Raw genomic sequence first — 16406 nt, forward strand, 5'->3', positions numbered from 1 at the left:
TGGCACGGCTGTGAGGCGACACCTCTGATGTCACACATCCGGCGGCGGTGACGTCTTGTCACGCATGGGCTCCGATGACTTCACGCCGCACCGCCGCCGGCTGCTCGACGTCGCCTACCGCATCCTGGGCACCGTCACGGATGCCGAGGACGTGGTGCAGGAGGCGTGGCTGCGCTGGTCCGCCGCCGACCGGTCCGAGGTGAGCAGCCCGCAGGCGTTTCTCGTCACGGTGACCACCCGCCTCGCGATCGACCGGCTGCGCCAGGTCCGGGCCCGCCGCGAGGCCTACCCGGGCGCCTGGCTGCCGGAGCTGATCAGCACCCGGCCCGATCCCCAGGCGCGCGCGGAGCTGGCCGAGAGCGTCGAGCTGGCGCTGCTGGTCGTGCTGGAGACGCTGTCGCCGCTGGAGCGCGCCGCGTTCGTCCTGCACGAAGCCTTCGGCCTCTCCCACGCCGAGGTCGGCGAGGTCATCGGCCGCAGCGAGGCCGCGACCCGCCAGCTGGCCCGGCGCGCCCGCGACCACGTGCGCGAGGCCCGCCCCCGCTACCGCGCCGACCGGGCCCAGCGCCGCCGGCTCACCGAGCGCTTCCTCGCCGCCTGCTTCGGCGGCGACCTGGCGGGCCTCGTCGACCTGCTCGCCGCCGACGTGCGGCTGGTCGCCGACGGGGGCGGGCGGGCGAAGGCGCCGCTGCGGGTCATCGAGAGCGCCGAGCGCGTCGGGCGCTTCCTCACCGCGATCTCCAACGACGAGGGCGCCCAGCGCTTCCTCGCCTCCATCGGCCTGCCCACCCCGGCCGCGTTCGAGATCGCGATCGAGGACGTCAACGGGGCCCCGGCGATCGTGGCGCGGGTGGGGGAGCGCGTGATCCTGGTCCTCGCCGTGGAGCCGGACGGGGAGCGCGTCGGCACGGTGTTCCTCGTCGCCAACCCCGAGAAGCTCGCCCGGGTGTCACGTCGCGCGGGGGGCGCCGCGTCCACACCCGCATGAGGAACTCCATCACCATTATCGGCGGCGGCGTGGCCGGGCTGACCGCCGCCATCGCGTGCGCGGAGCGCGGGCTCGCCGTCACGCTGCACGAGGCCCACCGGTCGCTGGGCGGGCGGGCCCGCTCGACGCCCGGGCCGTACATCGCCAACGACGGGACCCACGTGCTCTACAGCGACGGCGAGCCCTTCCGCTGGCTCGCCGCGCGCCGCCTGGTCCAGCCGTGCGGCAGGCCCACGCCGGGCGAGCTGGCGAGGTTCCGGTTCCGCCGCGACGGGCGGATCCGCTCGGCCCCGCCCCTCGCGCTGCTGCGCATGGTCTCGCACCGCCGGCTGAGCGCGCCCGTGGACGAGTCGTTCGGCGACTGGGCCACGCGCCGGTTCGGCCCCGAGGCGACGCGGGCCGCCGCGGGCGTGGTCGGCGTCATCACCTACACCGCCGACCCGGGCCGCCTCTCGGCCGCGTTCGTGTGGGAGCGCCTGCTGCGGGCCGTCGCCCCGGGCTGGCCGGCGGTGCGCTACGTGCGCGGCGGCTGGTCCGCGATGGTCGAGCGGATGGCGGCCCGCGCCCGCGGCCTCGGCGCCACGATCGCCACCGGCGAGCGGGTCGACGCCCTGCCCGGCGGCCCGGTCATCGTGGCCACCGGCCTGGACGCCGCCCGCGCCCTGCTGGGCGACGACTCGCTGCGCTGGCCGAGCGGGCGGGCCGCGCTCGTCGACCTCGGGCTGCGCGCGGACCGCCGCGACCCGTTCGTGGTGTCGGACCTCGACGAGGGCGGGTTCGTGGAGCGCTACTCGCTGCCGGACCCGAGCCTCGCCCCGCCCGGGCACGCCCTGGTGCAGCTGGAGCTGCCGGCCCGCCCGGACGAGCCGATCCCGGCCGCCACCTTGCGCGCGGAGGCCCTCGCCGACCTGGCCCTGCCGGGCTGGCGCGAGCGGGTCACCTGGCGCCGCGACGCGTTCGCGAACGGGCGCACCGGCGCGGTCGACCCTCCCGGCTCGACCTGGCGCGACCGGCCCGCGATCGACCGCGGCGACGGCGTGTGGCTGGCCGGCGACAGCGTGGCCGCGCCCGGGATGCTGGCCGAGGTCGCGCTGCACTCGGCGCGCCGCGCGGCCGAGGCCGTGTCCGTGGAACTTTCACGCTCCGCGTTGCCGAAGGCATCGATGTAGCGCGATCGACCGTGATCGGCGCGGTCAGGCCAGCATGGCCTCCAGGCGGTCGGCGGCCCGCTCCGGCCCGGCCGGCGTGGGCTCCGTGAAGCCCGCCGCGCGGGCCCCGTAGCCGGTGTCGGTGAGGGCCGCCCACAGCCGGTCGGCGGCCGCCTCCGGGGTCCAGGCGTCGGCCGGCAGCCAGCGCGCCAGGTCGTGCCGGGCCAGCCGCTGGGCCACGTCCGGCCGGTCGGCGCCGTGCGCCAGGATCACCTGCGGCGTGCCCGAGAGCAGGGCGCGCACGGCGGTGCCGATCCCGCCGTGGTGCAGGATCGCGCCGCACTGGGGCAGCGCCGAGGGGAAGGGCAGGCGGCGGTACCACGCGAAGCCCTCGACCCGTTCGGGTGAGACGACCACGACCGGGTGGTCGACCAGCCCGGCCGCGGCGAGGGCGACCTCGTAGTACCGCGGATGCAGCATCTGCCCCGTCCCGCCCGTCACGAGGATCGGGCGCCCGGGCAGCTCCACCGTCTCGCCGTCCTCGTCGCCGCAGACGAACCCGGTCAGCGCCGCCCGCGACCGCACCCCCGCCGCGTCGAACCAGCCCGGCCACAGCCCCAGCGTCGGCACCCGCAGGAACCCGGCCCAGTCGGCCACCGGCGCCAGCCCGAGCCCGGCCCGCACCGCGTCGACGCCCGCGGCCAGCCCCTTGCGCGCGTGCGCCGCGGCGACCGGGGCCACCATCAGCTGCACCGGGGCGACCGCGACCCAGACCGCCGGCGCGCCGAGCAGGTCCCCGGCGACCAGCACCGACAGCGCCGAGGTGTGCCGGCCCACGAGCACCGTCTCGCCGGGCCGGTGCCGCTCGGCCAGCAGCTCGACCTCGCGGCGCAGGTCGTCGAAGAGGCCCCGGGCCTCGTAGTACCGGCGCAGGTCGTCCGGGTGCCGCACGGCCAGCAGCTCGGGGGTGTGCGCCTGCTGCTCGCGGTAGCGCTCCTCGGTGTCGATGGCGGCGAAGCCGTAGGGCGCGTGCCGGGCGAAGGGCGCGTGGCTCACGAGCGTCACGTCGTGGCCGCGCGCGGCCAGTGCGGCGCCGACGCGGGCGAACGGCAGGACGTCGCCGGCCGTGCCGTGCGCGACGAGCAGGAAGACCGCCATGGCGGTGGAGTATGACCACGGCGGCGGCCGCGTTTCAAGACCGCGGAATCCGAAGATCGAAATACGTAGACCTTGACGCTGCGCTGCCGGCGTGCGTAGCGTGCGGGCAACTGGAAGCGCTCCCAACCCTGTTAAACGCGAGTATTCCGGCACGAAACGTTCGCGGGGGACGATTGATGGTCACGCCTGCCTTAGCCCGCCTCGATCCGGATCGCCGCGCCGCGCTCGCCCGGCTGGCCGCCGCTCGCCGGGCCGCCGCGGGCCGGGCGGAGGACGTGATCGCGCCGCGGCCGGCCGGCGACGGGGCCGTGCCGTGCTCGCCCGCGCAGCGGCGGATCTGGGTCGCCGACCGGCTCGGCGAGGTCCCCGCCGCCACCTTCGGCCTGCGGCTGCGGGGCCGGCTCGACGTGGCCGCGCTGCGCCGCGCGTTCGTGGCGGTCGCGGCCCGGCACGAGGCCATGCGCACCGTCTACGAGCTCGTCGGCGACCAGCCCGTCCAGCGGGCGCTGGAGCGCACCGAGGTGCGCCTCGACGTGCGCGCCGGCGACCCGCACGCGATCGCCGCCGAGGCCGTCCGCGAGCGTTTCGACCTGGCCACCGGCCCGATCTTCCGGGTCACCCTGGTCCAGACCGCCCCCGACGACCACGTGCTGCTCTTCGTCGGGCACCACATCGCCTTCGACGAGCACTCGGTCGGCCTGGTGCGGGCCGAGGTCGCGCGGGCCTACGGCGGGCAGGACCTCGGGGCGCCGCCCGCGCTGCAGTACGCCGACTACGCCGCCTGGGCCGCGGCCCGCCCGGTGCGCGAGGAGCACGCCCGCTACTGGCGGGAGCGGCTGGCCGGCCTCGGCGACACCCGCCTGCCCTTCGCCCGCGAGCACGCCCCGGGCGCGCCGACCCGAGCGCTGCGGCTGGAGCTGGCCCCCGGCTCGCTGCACCGCCTGCGCGCCGTGACCCCGTTCACCGCCCTGCTCGCGGCCCTCTCCGACGCGGTGGCCCGCTACACCCGCGACCCCGACGTCAGCATCGGCACCATCTCCTCCGGCCGGCCCCGCGTCGAGCTGGAGCCGGTGGTCGGCTGCTTCCTGAACCCCGTCCCGCTGCGCACCGACCTGACCGGCGCCCGCGACCAGGCCGCGGTCGCCGAGCGGGTGCGCCGCACGGTCGCCGGGGCGCTCGCCCACGAGGTGCCGTTCGAGACCCTGCCCCGCGGCGGCCCGCTGTTCCGCGTCGCGCTGCACCTGCACCAGCCGCACGCCGCCGAGCGGTGGCCGGGGCTGCGGGCCGAGGTCTGGCACCACGACGTCGCCGGCGTCGAGCCGGACCTGGTGCTCGAGGCCGCGCCCCGGCCCGACGGGGGCGCGGCGCTGGCCTTCCGCCACTCGGCGCTGGAGGAGGGGGTGCTCGAGCACTTCGCCGAGCACGTCCGGCGGCTCGCGGAGGGGCGCCCGGCCGAGCGGCCGCGGGCGACCTACTGGCGCCGGGACCCCCGCACGGTCCTCGACCTCATCGACGCCCAGGCCGCCCGCACGCCGGACGCGATCGCGCTGCAGGACGCCGAGGGGCGCACCCGGACCTACGCCGAGCTGATGTCCAATGTGGACAAGAGGGCGGCCGCGATACGCGGAAGGCTCGTGCCGATCGCGAAGGAGCGCACACCCGAGCTGGTCGAGGAGGTCCTCGCGGTCTGGCGGGCCGGCGCCGCCTACGTGCCCGTCGACCCCGGCTACCCGCCCGCGCGCCAGGAGCTGATCCGCGAGGACGCGCGCGCCGGCGACCCGGGGGCGGGCGTGGCGTACGTGCTGCACACCTCCGGCTCGACCGGCCGCCCGAAGGGCGTGGTCGTCGAGCACCACGCGCTCACCAACTTCGTCCTCGACATGGCGGCGCGGCTGCAGTCGCGGCCGGAGCACCGCTGGCTCGCCGTCACCTCCCTCAACTTCGACATCGCCGGGCTGGAGCTGTTCCTGCCGCTGGTCACCGGCGGCCGGATCGTGCTCGCCGACGCCGAGGCCCAGCGCGACGGGCACCGCCTCGACGCCCTCATCGCCCGCGCCGGGGTCACGCACGTGCAGACCACGCCCTCGCGCTGGCGGCTGCTGCTGGCGGCGGGGTTCGACCGGCCGGACGTCGTCGCGCTCGTCGGCGGGGAGGCGCTGCCGCTCGCCCTGGCGACGCAGCTGCGGGCCCGCAGCCGCGAGACGCTCAACGTCTACGGCCCGACGGAGACGACGATCTGGTCGGCCGCGTGGCCCGTGCCCGAGGCGCCGGACGAGGTGCTGATCGGAGCGCCGATCGCGTACACCCACATCCGCATCTGCGACGAGGACGGCCACGAGCTGCCGACCGGCGCGATCGGCGAGCTGTGCATCGGCGGGCTGGGCGTGGCCCGGGGCTACCTCGGCCGCCCGGCCCTGACCGCCGACCGGTTCCGGCCCGACCCCTGGGGCGCCCCGGGCGACCGCCTCTACCGCACCGGCGACCTGGCCCGCTGGGGCGCGGACGGGCAGCTGCGCTTCCGCGGCCGGGCCGACAACCAGATCAAGCTGGCCGGGCACCGCATCGAGCTCGGCGAGATCGAGGCCCACCTGGCCGCGCTGCCGGGCGTGCGGCAGGCCGCGGTCGCGGTGCGCGACGAGCGCCTGGTCGCCTACCTGGTCGGCGCGCCCGAGCGCAACGACCTCGCCGAGCAGCTGCCCGCCCACATGGTGCCGCGGGTGTACGTCACCCTCGACGCCCTGCCCCTGACCCCGAACGGCAAGCTCGACCGGGCCGCGCTGCCCGATCCCGAACCGGTCGCGGCCACCGGCCCGGCCCCGCGCACCGAGACCGAGCGGCTGGTCGCGGACGTCTGGGCCGAGGCCCTGGGCCGTGACGGCATCGGCGTGGACGCGGACTTCTTCGCGCTCGGCGGGCACTCCCTGCCGGCGATGACGGTCGCGGCCCGGCTGTCGGTCGCGTGCGGCTACGAGGTCGCGGTGCGGACGGTGTTCGCGCACCCGACGGTGGCCGCGCTCGCCGCCGCCGTGGACGAGCTCGTGCACGCCCCGGACCACACCCGCGACGTGCCGGTGACCCCGCGCCCCGACCCCGCCGCCCCCGCCCCGCTGTCCCCGGCCCAGCTGCGGCTGTGGTTCCTGCAGGTGCTGCAGCCCGACGACGCCGCCTACAACATGGCGCTCGTCTACCGGCTGCGCGGCCCGCTCGACACCGACCGGCTGCGCTCGGCGCTGGAGCTGATCGCCGAGCGCCACGACACCCTGCGCACCCGCTTCATCGAGGTCGACGGCGAGCCGGCCCAGGTGGTCACCGATCGGCGCCCGGTGCTGGAGCGCGGCTCGCTCGACGACATCCCGCGCTGGACGAACCGCCCCTTCGACCTCGGCGAGGGCATGCTGCTGCGGGCCGGGCTCGTGGTCCTGGGCCCAGACACGAACACGGGCACAAACACGGACACGGGCACGGGCACGGGCACGGGCGAGCACGTGCTGTGCCTGGTGATGCACCACATCGCCGGCGACGGGCGCTCGCTGGGCATCCTCTGTGAGGAGCTGCGCGCGGCCTACGCGCAGGCGCCGCTGCCGCCGCTGCCGGTCCGCTACACCGACTTCGCCGAGTGGCAGCGGGCCCGCGGCGACGAGCGCGACCTCGCCTACTGGACCCGCCGGCTGGCCGGCGTGGCCCACCTCGACCTGCCCACCGACCGGCCCCGCCCGGCCGTGCAGACCTCGCGGGGCGCCTTCGCCCGCCGCCGCCTCGGGGCCGGGCTCGCCGACGCGCTCGACCGCCTCGGCGGCGCCCACGGCTGCACCCCGTTCATGGTGCTGCTCGCCGGCTACCAGGCGCTGCTGGCCCGGCACACCGGCCAGACCGACATCAGCGTCGGCACCTCGGTCTCCGACCGCGCCCGGCCCGAGCTCACCGGGCTCATCGGCATGTTCATCAACACCCTCGTGCTGCGCACCGACGTCTCCGGCGACCCGAGCTTCGCCGAGCTGCTCGGCCGCGTGCGCGAGGTGGCCCTGGGCGCCTACGCACACCCCGAGATCCCGTTCGAGCGCCTCGCCGCCGAGCTCGGCCTGCCCCGCGACCCGTCGCGCACCGAGCTGTTCCAGACCATGCTCATCCTGCACACCGAGGAGGGCGCGAGCACCGCCCTGCTGCCCGGGATCGCCGCCGAGCACGTCGACGACGGCCTCGCCCAGGCCAAGTTCGACCTGATGCTCGACGCCTGGCGGGAGCCGGACGGGGTGCAGCTCGCGCTGAACTACCGCACCGACCTCTTCGACGCGGTCACCGCCGAGCGCCTGCTGGCCCGCCTGGAGCGCCTGCTGAGCGCCGCGGTGGCCGACCCTTCCCGGCCTCTGTCCACACTGGACCTGCTGGCCCCGGGCGAGCGCGAGGCCCTGATCGCCCTCGGCACCGGCCCGTCCGGCGACGCGCTCGACCCGCCCGCGCCGGACCCGGCCGCGATCGCCCTCAGTTTCGAGGATGCCACCCTGACCTACGGCGAGCTGCACGAGCGCGCGGCGAGGCAGGCCGGGTGGCTGCGCGAGCAGGGCGTGGGCCCCGACGACCGGGTGGCGGTGCTGATGCCGCGCTCGATCGACCTCATCGTCACCCTGCTCGCGGTGCTGAAGGCGGGCGCGGCCTACGTCCCGATCGACCCGCGCTACCCGGCCGCCCGCCGCGAACTGCTCGCTGAGGGTTGCGCGCTCACGGTGACGAGCGTGGAGCAGGCGGAGCCGTACGAGTCCACCGTGGATCCGCAGAGCCTGGCCTACGTCATCCACACCTCCGGCTCGACGGGCACCCCCAAGGGCGTCGGGATCACCCGGCAGGCGTTGAGCGCTCGGGTGTCCTGGATGCGGCGGCGGTACGACCTCAAACCCGACGACGTCGTCGCGCAGTTCGCCACCGTCAGCTTCGACACGCACGTCGAGGAGGTGTGGCCGACGCTGGCGGCGGGCGCCCGCCTGGTGCTGCTGCCGCCCGACGAGGACCTTCCGGACCTGCTGGCCCGCGAGCCCGTCACCGTGCTCGACCTGCCCACGCCCTACTGGCACGAGCTCGTCGGGACCGTGGCGTGGCCCGCGTCGCTGCGCCTGCTCATCCTCGGCGCCGACACGGTCCGCGCCGACCGCCTCGCCGCCTGGTACGCCGAGATGGGCGACCGCGTCGAGCTGCTCAACACCTACGGCCCGACCGAGACCACGGTCATCGCCACGACCGGCCCGCTCGGCCCGGCCGAGACCTCCATCGGCACCCCGATCGCGGACACCCGCGTCTACGTCCTCGACGAGCACCTGCGCCTCACCCCGACCGGCGTCCCCGGCGAGCTGTGCGTCGCCGGCGTCGGGGTGGCCCGCGGCTACCTCGGCCGCCCCGGGCTCACCGCCGACCGCTTCCGCCCCGATCCCTACGGCCCGCCCGGCGCCCGCCTCTACCGGACCGGCGACCGTGCCCGCTGGCGCCCCGACGGCCGCCTCGAGTTCCTGGGCCGCCTCGACGAGCAGGTGAAGATCCGCGGCTACCGCGTCGAGCCGGGCGAGGTGGAGACGGTGCTCGGCGGCCTGCCCGGCGTCGCCCAGGCCGCGGTGGTCGTGCGCGACGGCGCCCTGGCCGCCTACGCCGCCGGCGAGGGCCTCGACCCGGACGCGCTGCGCCGGGCGCTCGCCGAGCGCCTTCCCGCCTTCCTCGTGCCGGCCCACTGCACGGTGCTCGACCGCGTCCCGCTCACCGTCAACGGCAAGGTCGACCGGGCCGCGCTGCCGGCCCCGGTCGCGGCCGCCGGCGGCTACGTCGCCCCGCGCACCCCGGCCGAGGACCTGGTCGCCCAGATCTGGGCCGGCGTGCTCGGCGTCGAGCGGGTCGGCGCGCACGACGACTTCTTCGCCCTCGGCGGCCACTCGCTGCTGGCCATCGCCGCGGTCGCCCGGCTCTGCGCGGCCACCGGGCGGGACGTGCCGGTGCGGGCGCTGTTCCTCGATCCGACGGTCGCGGGGCTCGCCGCGGCCGTGGACCGGCACCGCCAGGAGGCGCCGGTGGTCCGCCGGGGCCTGCGCCGGGGCCCGCTCTCCTACGGCCAGCAGCGCCTGTGGTTCCTGCACCAGCTCGACCCCGAGGACGCCTCGTACAACATCGCCGTCGCCTACCGGCTGCGCGGCCCGCTCGACGCCGACCGGCTGGAGGCCGCGCTCAACGCGGTCGTGGCCCGGCACGAGTCGCTGCGCACGCGGTTCATCCCCACGCAGGACGAGCCGCTGCAGGAGGTCACCGACGCGCGCCTGACGCTGCAACGCGGCAACGACAGCTCGGCCGACGTCTCGGGCTGGACCAACCGCCCCTTCGACCTGGAGTCCGGGCTGCTGCTGCGGGCCGGGCTGGTGACCGTCGCGGAAGACGACTACGTGCTGGCCCTGGTGGTGCACCACATCGCCGGGGACGGGCGATCGCTGGGCGTGCTGGTGCGGCAGCTGCGGGCCGAGTACGCGGGGGAGACGGTCGCGGAGCCGCCGGTGCAGTACAGCGACTTCGCCGTCTGGCAGCGCGAGCGCGAGCGCGACCAGGTCGACTCCTGGTGCGAGCAGCTCGACTACTGGCGCGGGCAGCTGACCGGCGTGCCGATCCTCGACCTGCCCACGGACCGGCCCCGCCCGCAGATGACCGGCTTCGAGGGCGACTTCCTGGTGCACGACCTGCCCGCGAGCCTCGTCACCGGGGTGCGCCGGCTGGCCGCCGACGCCCGGTGCACGCCGTTCATGGTGCTGCTGTCGGTCTACGAGGTGCTGCTGGCCCGGCTCACCGGCCAGGACGACTTCTGCGTCGGCACCCCGATCGAGAACCGGCCCCGGGTCGAGGTCGCGGACCTGGTCGGCTACTTCGTCAACACCCTCGCCCTGCGGGCCGACCTGGCCGGCGACCCGACCTTCCGGGAGCTGCTCGGCCGCACCCGGGACACCGCGCTGGCCGCGTACGCGCACCAGGACGCGCCCTTCGACCGGCTCCTCGCCGCCGTCGACGTGCCCCGGCGGCTCGACCGCACTCCGCTGTTCCAGACCATGTTCACCTTCCACACCGAGGAGGCGGCCGGCACCGACGTGCTGCCCGGGGTCGACGCGGCGTTCCACGACCCGGGCGGGCGGCAGGTGAAGTACGAGCTGAGCCTCGACGTCTGGCGCACCGCCGACGGGCTGCGGCTGGTGTTCGGCTACCGCACCGACCTGTTCGACCGGGCCACCGTCGAGGCGTGCGCGCACCGCTTCGAGGCGCTGGCCACCGCGCTGCTGTCCAATCCCGACAGTCCACTGTCGACGGTCGACGCCGGGGGCGACGCGGAGGCCCGGGCCGCCTTGCGGCGCTCGGTCCGCGCGCCGCGGGCCGTCGCCGAGCCGGCCGCGACCGCCTTCGTCCCGCCCCGCGACGCGGCCGAGGAGCTGGTCGCCGGGGTGTGGCGGGAGGTGCTGGGCCTGGAGCGGGTCGGCGTGCACGACGACTTCTTCGCCGCCGGCGGGCACTCGCTGCTGGCGATGAAGGTCGCCGGGCGGCTGCGGGCGGCGACGGGCACCACCGTGCCGCTGCGGACCATGTTCGCCCACCCGGTCCTCGCCGACCTGGCCGTGGCCGTGGAGGAGCTGATCGTGGCCGACCTGAACGAACTGTCCGACGACGAGGCGGAGCGGCTGCTGGGGGAGTCCGGATGACGCTCACGCCCACCAAGCGGGCCCTGCTGGAGCAGCGGCTGCGGGGCCGGTCCACCCGGACGATCCCCGCCCTGCCCGATGACGTCCCGCCGCCGCTGTCCTTCGCGCAGGAGCGCTTCTGGTTCCTCGAGCAGCTCGCCCCGGGCAACACCGCGGCCGTGATCCCGATCGTGCTGCGCCTGCTCGGCGACCTCGACGCGGACCGGCTCGCCGCCGCGATCTCCGCCGTGGTGGCCCGGCACGAGCCGCTGCGCAGCCGGTTCGTGGACGGCGGGGACGGAAGGCCGCGCCTCGGCATCGACGAGCCCGCACCGGTACCGCTGCCGCTGCTGCCCCTGGAGGCGCTGGAGGCGCACCTGGCGGAGCCGTTCGACCTCGCGGCCGGGGGGCTGCTGCGCCCGGCCCTCGTCCAGGTGGCGCCGGACGATCACCTCCTGGCCATCGCCGTGCACCACATCGTCACCGACGGCTGGTCGATGGACCTGTTCGCGAGCGAGGTCGCGGCGCTGTACGCCGGCGGCACGCCGCCCGAGCTGCCGGTCCGCTACCGCGACTACGCCGCCTGGCAGCGCGCGAACACGGGCTTCGCGGCGAGCGTGGCATTCTGGCGGGACGCCCTGGCCGGCGTCGAGCCGCTGGACCTGCCGACCGACCACCCGCGCCCGGCCCGGCAGACGTTCACCGGGGCCGAGCACAGCTTCCCGCTCGGCCTGCGCGACGAGCTGTCGGCGCTGTCCCGCGACCACGGGGTCACGCTGCACATGACGCTGCTGGCCGCGTTCCAGGCGGTGCTCGGCCGGCTCAGCGGGCAGACCGAGTTCGCCGTCGGCTCGCCGGTGGCCGGGCGGCAGCCGCCGGAGCTGGAGCGGCTCATCGGCATGTTCGTCAACACGGTGGCGGTGCGCGCGCCGCTGTCCGGCGACCCGACCTTCGCCGAGCTGCTCGGGCGGGTGAAGGAGGGGTGCCTGGACGCGTACGCCCACCAGGATCTGCCCTTCGAACAGCTCGTGCAGGAGCTCAATCTGCCGCGCGACGTGCGGCGCTCACCGATCTTCCAGGCGCTCTTCGCGCTGCAGAACTACGACGAGTACGACGGGCGGGACTGGGGCGGGCTCACCCTCGGGCACTGGCCCGCGCCGGTGTCCGCGACGCGCTTCGAGCTCGAGCTGTACGTGCGGGAGGCCCCCGGCGAGCTGTGGGCGACGGTCGTCTACAACACGGACCTGTTCTCGCACGACACCGCGGTCCGCTTCGCCGGGCACTTCCGCCGCTTCCTCGCCGAGGTGGCCGCGGACCCGGACCGGTGCTTGTCCGATGTGGACCTGCTGGAGCCCGGCGAGCGCGCGGTGGTGCTGCCGGCGCCGGAGCCGGTCGAGCTGCCCGCGACGACGGTGCCGGCCCTGATCGAGGCGCGGATGGCGGCGCAGCCGGACGCCGTGGCGCTCACGTTCGCGGGCCGGCACATGACCTACGCGGAGCTCGACGAGCACTCGGCCCGCCTCGCCGCCCGCATCCCGCGCGGCGCGCTCGTGGCGGTCTCCATGGACCGGTCGTTCGAGCTGGTCGTCGCGCTGCTGGCGGTGCTGCGGGCGGGGGCCGCCTACGTGCCGCTCGACCCGGAGTACCCGGCCGAGCGCCTGGCGTTCATGCGCGAGGACTGCGCCGCGCTCGATCTCGACGCGGCCCTGGCCGGCGGCGGATCGCCCGTCGAAGGGCCCGAGCCCGGCGACATCGCCTACGTCATCTACACCTCGGGCTCCACCGGGCGGCCCAAGGGCGTGCCGAACACCCATCGCGGCCTGCTCAACCGCCTCGACTGGATGCAGCGCCGCTTCCGGATCGGCCCCGGCGACGTGGTGCTGCAGAAGACCCCGGCCGGCTTCGACGTCTCGGTGTGGGAGTTCTTCTGGCCGCTCATGACCGGCGCCCGTCTGGTCCTGGCCGAGCCGGGCGGGCACCGCGACGCCGAGTACCTGCGCGAGCTCATCCGCGCCGAGCAGGTCACCACCCTGCACTTCGTGCCCTCGATGCTCGCCGTCTTCCTGGCGACCGAGGACGTGGCGGCGTGCACCTCGCTGCGCACGATCGTCTGCAGCGGGGAGGCGCTCCCGGCCGATCTCGCCCGCCGCTGCGTGGCCACGCTCCCGGCCGAGCTGCACAACCTCTACGGCCCGACCGAGGCCGCGATCGACGTGTCGGCCTGGCGCTGCGACGGCGACGCCCTGGCCGGACGGGCGCGGGTCCCGATCGGCGCCGCCGTCCAGAACGTCGCGCTCTACGTGCTCGACGAGCGGCTGCGGCCCGTGCCCGTCGGGGTGCCCGGGCAGCTCTACATCGCCGGGGTGCAGCTGGCCACCGGATACCTCAACCGCCCGGCCCTCACCGCCGAGAAGTTCCGCCCGGACCCCTACGGCCCGCCCGGCAGCCGGATGTACGCCACCGGCGACGCCGCCCGCCGCCTGCCCGACGGCACCATCGACTTCCTCGGCCGCCTCGACACCCAGGTCAAGCTGCGCGGCCTGCGCATCGAGCTCGGCGAGATCGAGACCGCGATCCGGGCCCGGCCCGGCGTCGAGGACGCGGCCGTGCTCGTGCGCGACGAGCGCCTGGTCGCCTACGTGGCCGGACCGGGCCCCGACGTGGACACCGACCTGCGTGCGGCGTTGAAGAGGACGCTGCCGGACTACATGGTGCCGGCCGCGTTCGTCCGGCTCGACGCCCTGCCGCTCACCCCGAACGGCAAGCTCGACCGGCGCGCCCTGCCCGCCCCGACGGTCACCCGCAGCGCCGCGGTCGCCTTCGCCGAGCCCGCGACCGACGCCGAGCGGCTCGTCGCCGGCATCTGGCAGGAGCTGCTCGGCGTGGAGAGGGTCGGCGCCGACGACGACTTCTTCGACCTCGGCGGCCACTCGCTCGTCGCCACCCAGGTCGTCGCCCGGCTGCGCAGGGCCGGCGGCGGGGTCTCGGTGCTCGACGTGTTCCAGCACAAGACGGTCCGCGAGCTGGCCCGGCTGCTCGGCGAGGCGGACCGGGGGCCGCGGCGGCTGCTGCACGAGCTGACCCGGCCCGTGCCGCCCGAGCAGCGCGTGGCCTCGATCGTGGCGGTGCCGTACGGCGGCGGCAGCGCGGTCGTCTACCAACCCCTCGCCGACGCGCTCCCGGCCGGGTGGTCGCTGCACGCGGTCGCCATCCCCGGCCAGGACATCGGCGTGCGCGAGGAGGCGCTGCCCTTCGACGAGCTCGCGGCCCGGCTCACCGCCGAGGTGCTGGAGCGCGTCGAGGGACCGCTCGTCGTCTACGGCCACTGCGGCGTGGGCTCCTCCGTCGCGGTCGAGCTGGCCCGGCGGCTGGAGACGGCCGGGCGCACCGTCGAGGCGGTCTACATCGGCGCGGTGTTCCCGTTCGCGCGCCCCACCGGGCGGTTCAGCGGGCTGCTGGCCAGGCTGGCCGGGCGCGAGGCGCTGCTGTCCAACCGGGTCTACGAGAACTGGCTGCGCTCGATGGGCGTGGAGATGGCCGAGTTCGACCGGGACGAGGCCGACCTCATCATCCGCAACATGCGCGAGCACACGCGGCTGGCCGAGGAGTACTTCACCGGCCTGTTCGCCGCGCAGGCCTCCCGCATGCGGGCGCCGATCGTCTCGGTCGTCGGCAGCCAGGACACCCAGACCGAGTTCTACCGCGAACGCTACCGGGAGTGGCACTTCCTCACCGGCACGACCGCGCTGGTGGTGCTGGACGAGGCGGGGCACTTCTTCCTGAAGTACCGCGCCGCGGAGCTCGCGCACATCGTCACCGAGGTGCACGGCACCGGCGAGCGTCTGCGGGACCCGGACGGCGGCTGGGAGGTGGCCGCGCGCTCGTCCACGGTGCCGCGCGCGGACCGCCCGGAGGGCCCCGAGCCCAGCCTGGGCCGGTTCATGGCGGTCGCGACCGGGCAGCTCGTGTCGATCGTCGGCTCGGCGCTCACCGAGTTCGCCCTGCCACTCTGGATCTACCTGCAGACCGGCTCGCTGGTGCGCTTCGCGGTCTTCGCGGTGCTGGGCCTGGTGCCCGGCATGCTCGTCGCGCCCTTCGCCGGCGCCGTCGTCGACCGCTTCGACCGGCGCAAGGTGATGCTCGGCGGCGACCTCGCCGCCGGGGCCAGCCAGGCCGTGCTGCTCGCCCTCGCGCTCACCGGCACCCTGCGGGTCTCCCACGTGTACGGGCTGCTCGTGGTGCTCTCGGTGGCGCTGACGTTCCAGCGGCTGGCGTTCTCCTCGGCGGTGCCGCAGCTCGTGCCGAAGCGGTACCTCGGCCACGCCAACGGCATGGTCCAGCTCAGTTTCGGCGCCGGGCAGTTCCTCGTCCCGCTGGTCGCCGCCGGGCTCATGGCCACCGTCGGGCTGCGCGGGGTGCTCGTGCTCGACGTCGTCAGCTACGTCGTCGCGGTCGGCGTCACCCTCGCCGTGCGCTTCCCCCGGACGCTGGCGTGGGCGCGCCGCGAGACGTTCTGGCAGGAGGTCGTCGGCGGGTGGCGCTACGCCCTCGGCGCCGGGAGCCTGCGGCCGGTGCTCGTGTTCTTCGCGGTGCTGAACCTGTTCATGACCCCGCTGTTCCTGCTGCTGTCGCCGCTGGTGCTCTCGTTCGCCGACCTCGGCGCGGTGGCCCGGGTGAGCATGGCGGGCGGGCTCGGCGCGGTCGCGGGCGGGCTGCTCATGAGCCTCTGGGGCGGGCCGCGGCGGCACCGGGTGCGCGGCATGCTGCTGGTCGTGCTCGGTCTCGCGCTGAGCAGCGCCCTGCCCGGCCTGCGCCCGAACGAGCTGCTCGTGGCCGCCGGCGCGCTCGGCATGTCGCTCGGGCTGACCCTGGCCAACGGCGTCTACACGACGATCGTGCAGGTGAAGGTGCCGCAGCGCTTCCACGGCCGGGTCTTCGCGGTGAACACCGTCATCGCCTTCTCCACCATCCCGATCGGCTACGCGGTCGTGGCGCCGTTCGGCAGCCGGCTGCTCGACCCGCTCCTGGCCCCGCACGGTGCCCTGGCCGGCAGCCTGGGCGCGCTGATCGGCACCGGCCCGGGCCGCGGCACCGCGCTGCTGTTCCTGCTCCTGGCCGCCGTGATGGTGGCCCAGGTGCTGGTCTCGCTGCGGCTGCCGAGCCTCGCCCGCTTCGACGAGCGGGTGCCCGACGCGGCCCCCGACGACCTCATCGGGGCCCAGGTCCGCCAACGCCGCAAGGAGCAGACCCATGGATGACTACGTCGTCGTGCGCAACGACGAGGAGCAGTACTCGATCTGGCCCGCCGGTGACCCGCTGCCGGCCGGCTGGCACGCCGAGGGGGTGCGGGGGCCGCGGCAGGAGTGTCTCGACCACATCGACCGCGTCTGGACCGACATGCGGCCGGCCAGCTCGCGGGGGGCGTAGGCG

The 16406-nt window shown here is 75.9% G+C and carries 6 protein-coding genes; 5 read left to right on the plus strand and 1 reads right to left on the minus strand.

Annotated features, from left to right (window positions below):
• Positions 1-64 precede the first annotated feature (64 nt).
• Positions 65-988 (plus strand): RNA polymerase sigma factor SigJ, encoded by a 924-nt coding sequence (gene sigJ / locus ACQP1P_RS05000; RefSeq protein ID WP_433083532.1) that lies wholly within the window; start codon positions 65-67, stop codon positions 986-988.
• Complete coding sequence (locus ACQP1P_RS05005) at positions 985-2157, plus strand: phytoene desaturase family protein (RefSeq protein WP_433083534.1); 1173 nt, start codon at positions 985-987, stop codon at positions 2155-2157. The genes sigJ and ACQP1P_RS05005 overlap by 4 nt, the downstream gene beginning before the upstream one ends.
• 24 nt (positions 2158-2181) lie before the next feature.
• Here ACQP1P_RS05005 and ACQP1P_RS05010 read toward each other — a convergent pair whose 3' ends face one another.
• Positions 2182-3294, minus strand: a complete 1113-nt coding sequence (locus tag ACQP1P_RS05010; protein WP_433083535.1) for a glycosyltransferase — start codon at positions 3292-3294, stop codon at positions 2182-2184.
• A 176-nt stretch (positions 3295-3470) separates the two neighbouring features.
• Between ACQP1P_RS05010 and ACQP1P_RS05015 the strand changes: the two genes are divergently transcribed.
• The 3 genes from ACQP1P_RS05015 to ACQP1P_RS05025 are packed head-to-tail and all read left to right on the plus strand — an operon-like array spanning position 3471 to position 16403.
• Entirely contained in the window at positions 3471-10997 is a 7527-nt protein-coding gene (locus ACQP1P_RS05015; protein WP_433083537.1) for an amino acid adenylation domain-containing protein, read from the plus strand.
• Positions 10994-16234 carry an amino acid adenylation domain-containing protein gene (locus tag ACQP1P_RS05020; protein WP_433083539.1) on the plus strand — a complete coding sequence of 1747 codons (5241 nt, stop codon included), beginning with the start codon at positions 10994-10996 and terminating at the stop codon, positions 16232-16234. The genes ACQP1P_RS05015 and ACQP1P_RS05020 overlap by 4 nt, the downstream gene beginning before the upstream one ends.
• The gene (locus tag ACQP1P_RS05025) at positions 16227-16403 is read left to right on the plus strand and encodes an MbtH family protein (RefSeq protein ID WP_433083541.1); all 177 of its coding nucleotides are present in this window, start codon (positions 16227-16229) and stop codon (positions 16401-16403) included. Before ACQP1P_RS05020 ends, ACQP1P_RS05025 begins: the two co-directional genes overlap by 8 nt.
• The last annotated feature ends 3 nt before the right edge of the window (positions 16404-16406 follow it).

The organism is Dactylosporangium sp. CA-052675 (assembly GCF_050947935.1).
Classification (GTDB): domain Bacteria; phylum Actinomycetota; class Actinomycetes; order Mycobacteriales; family Micromonosporaceae; genus Dactylosporangium.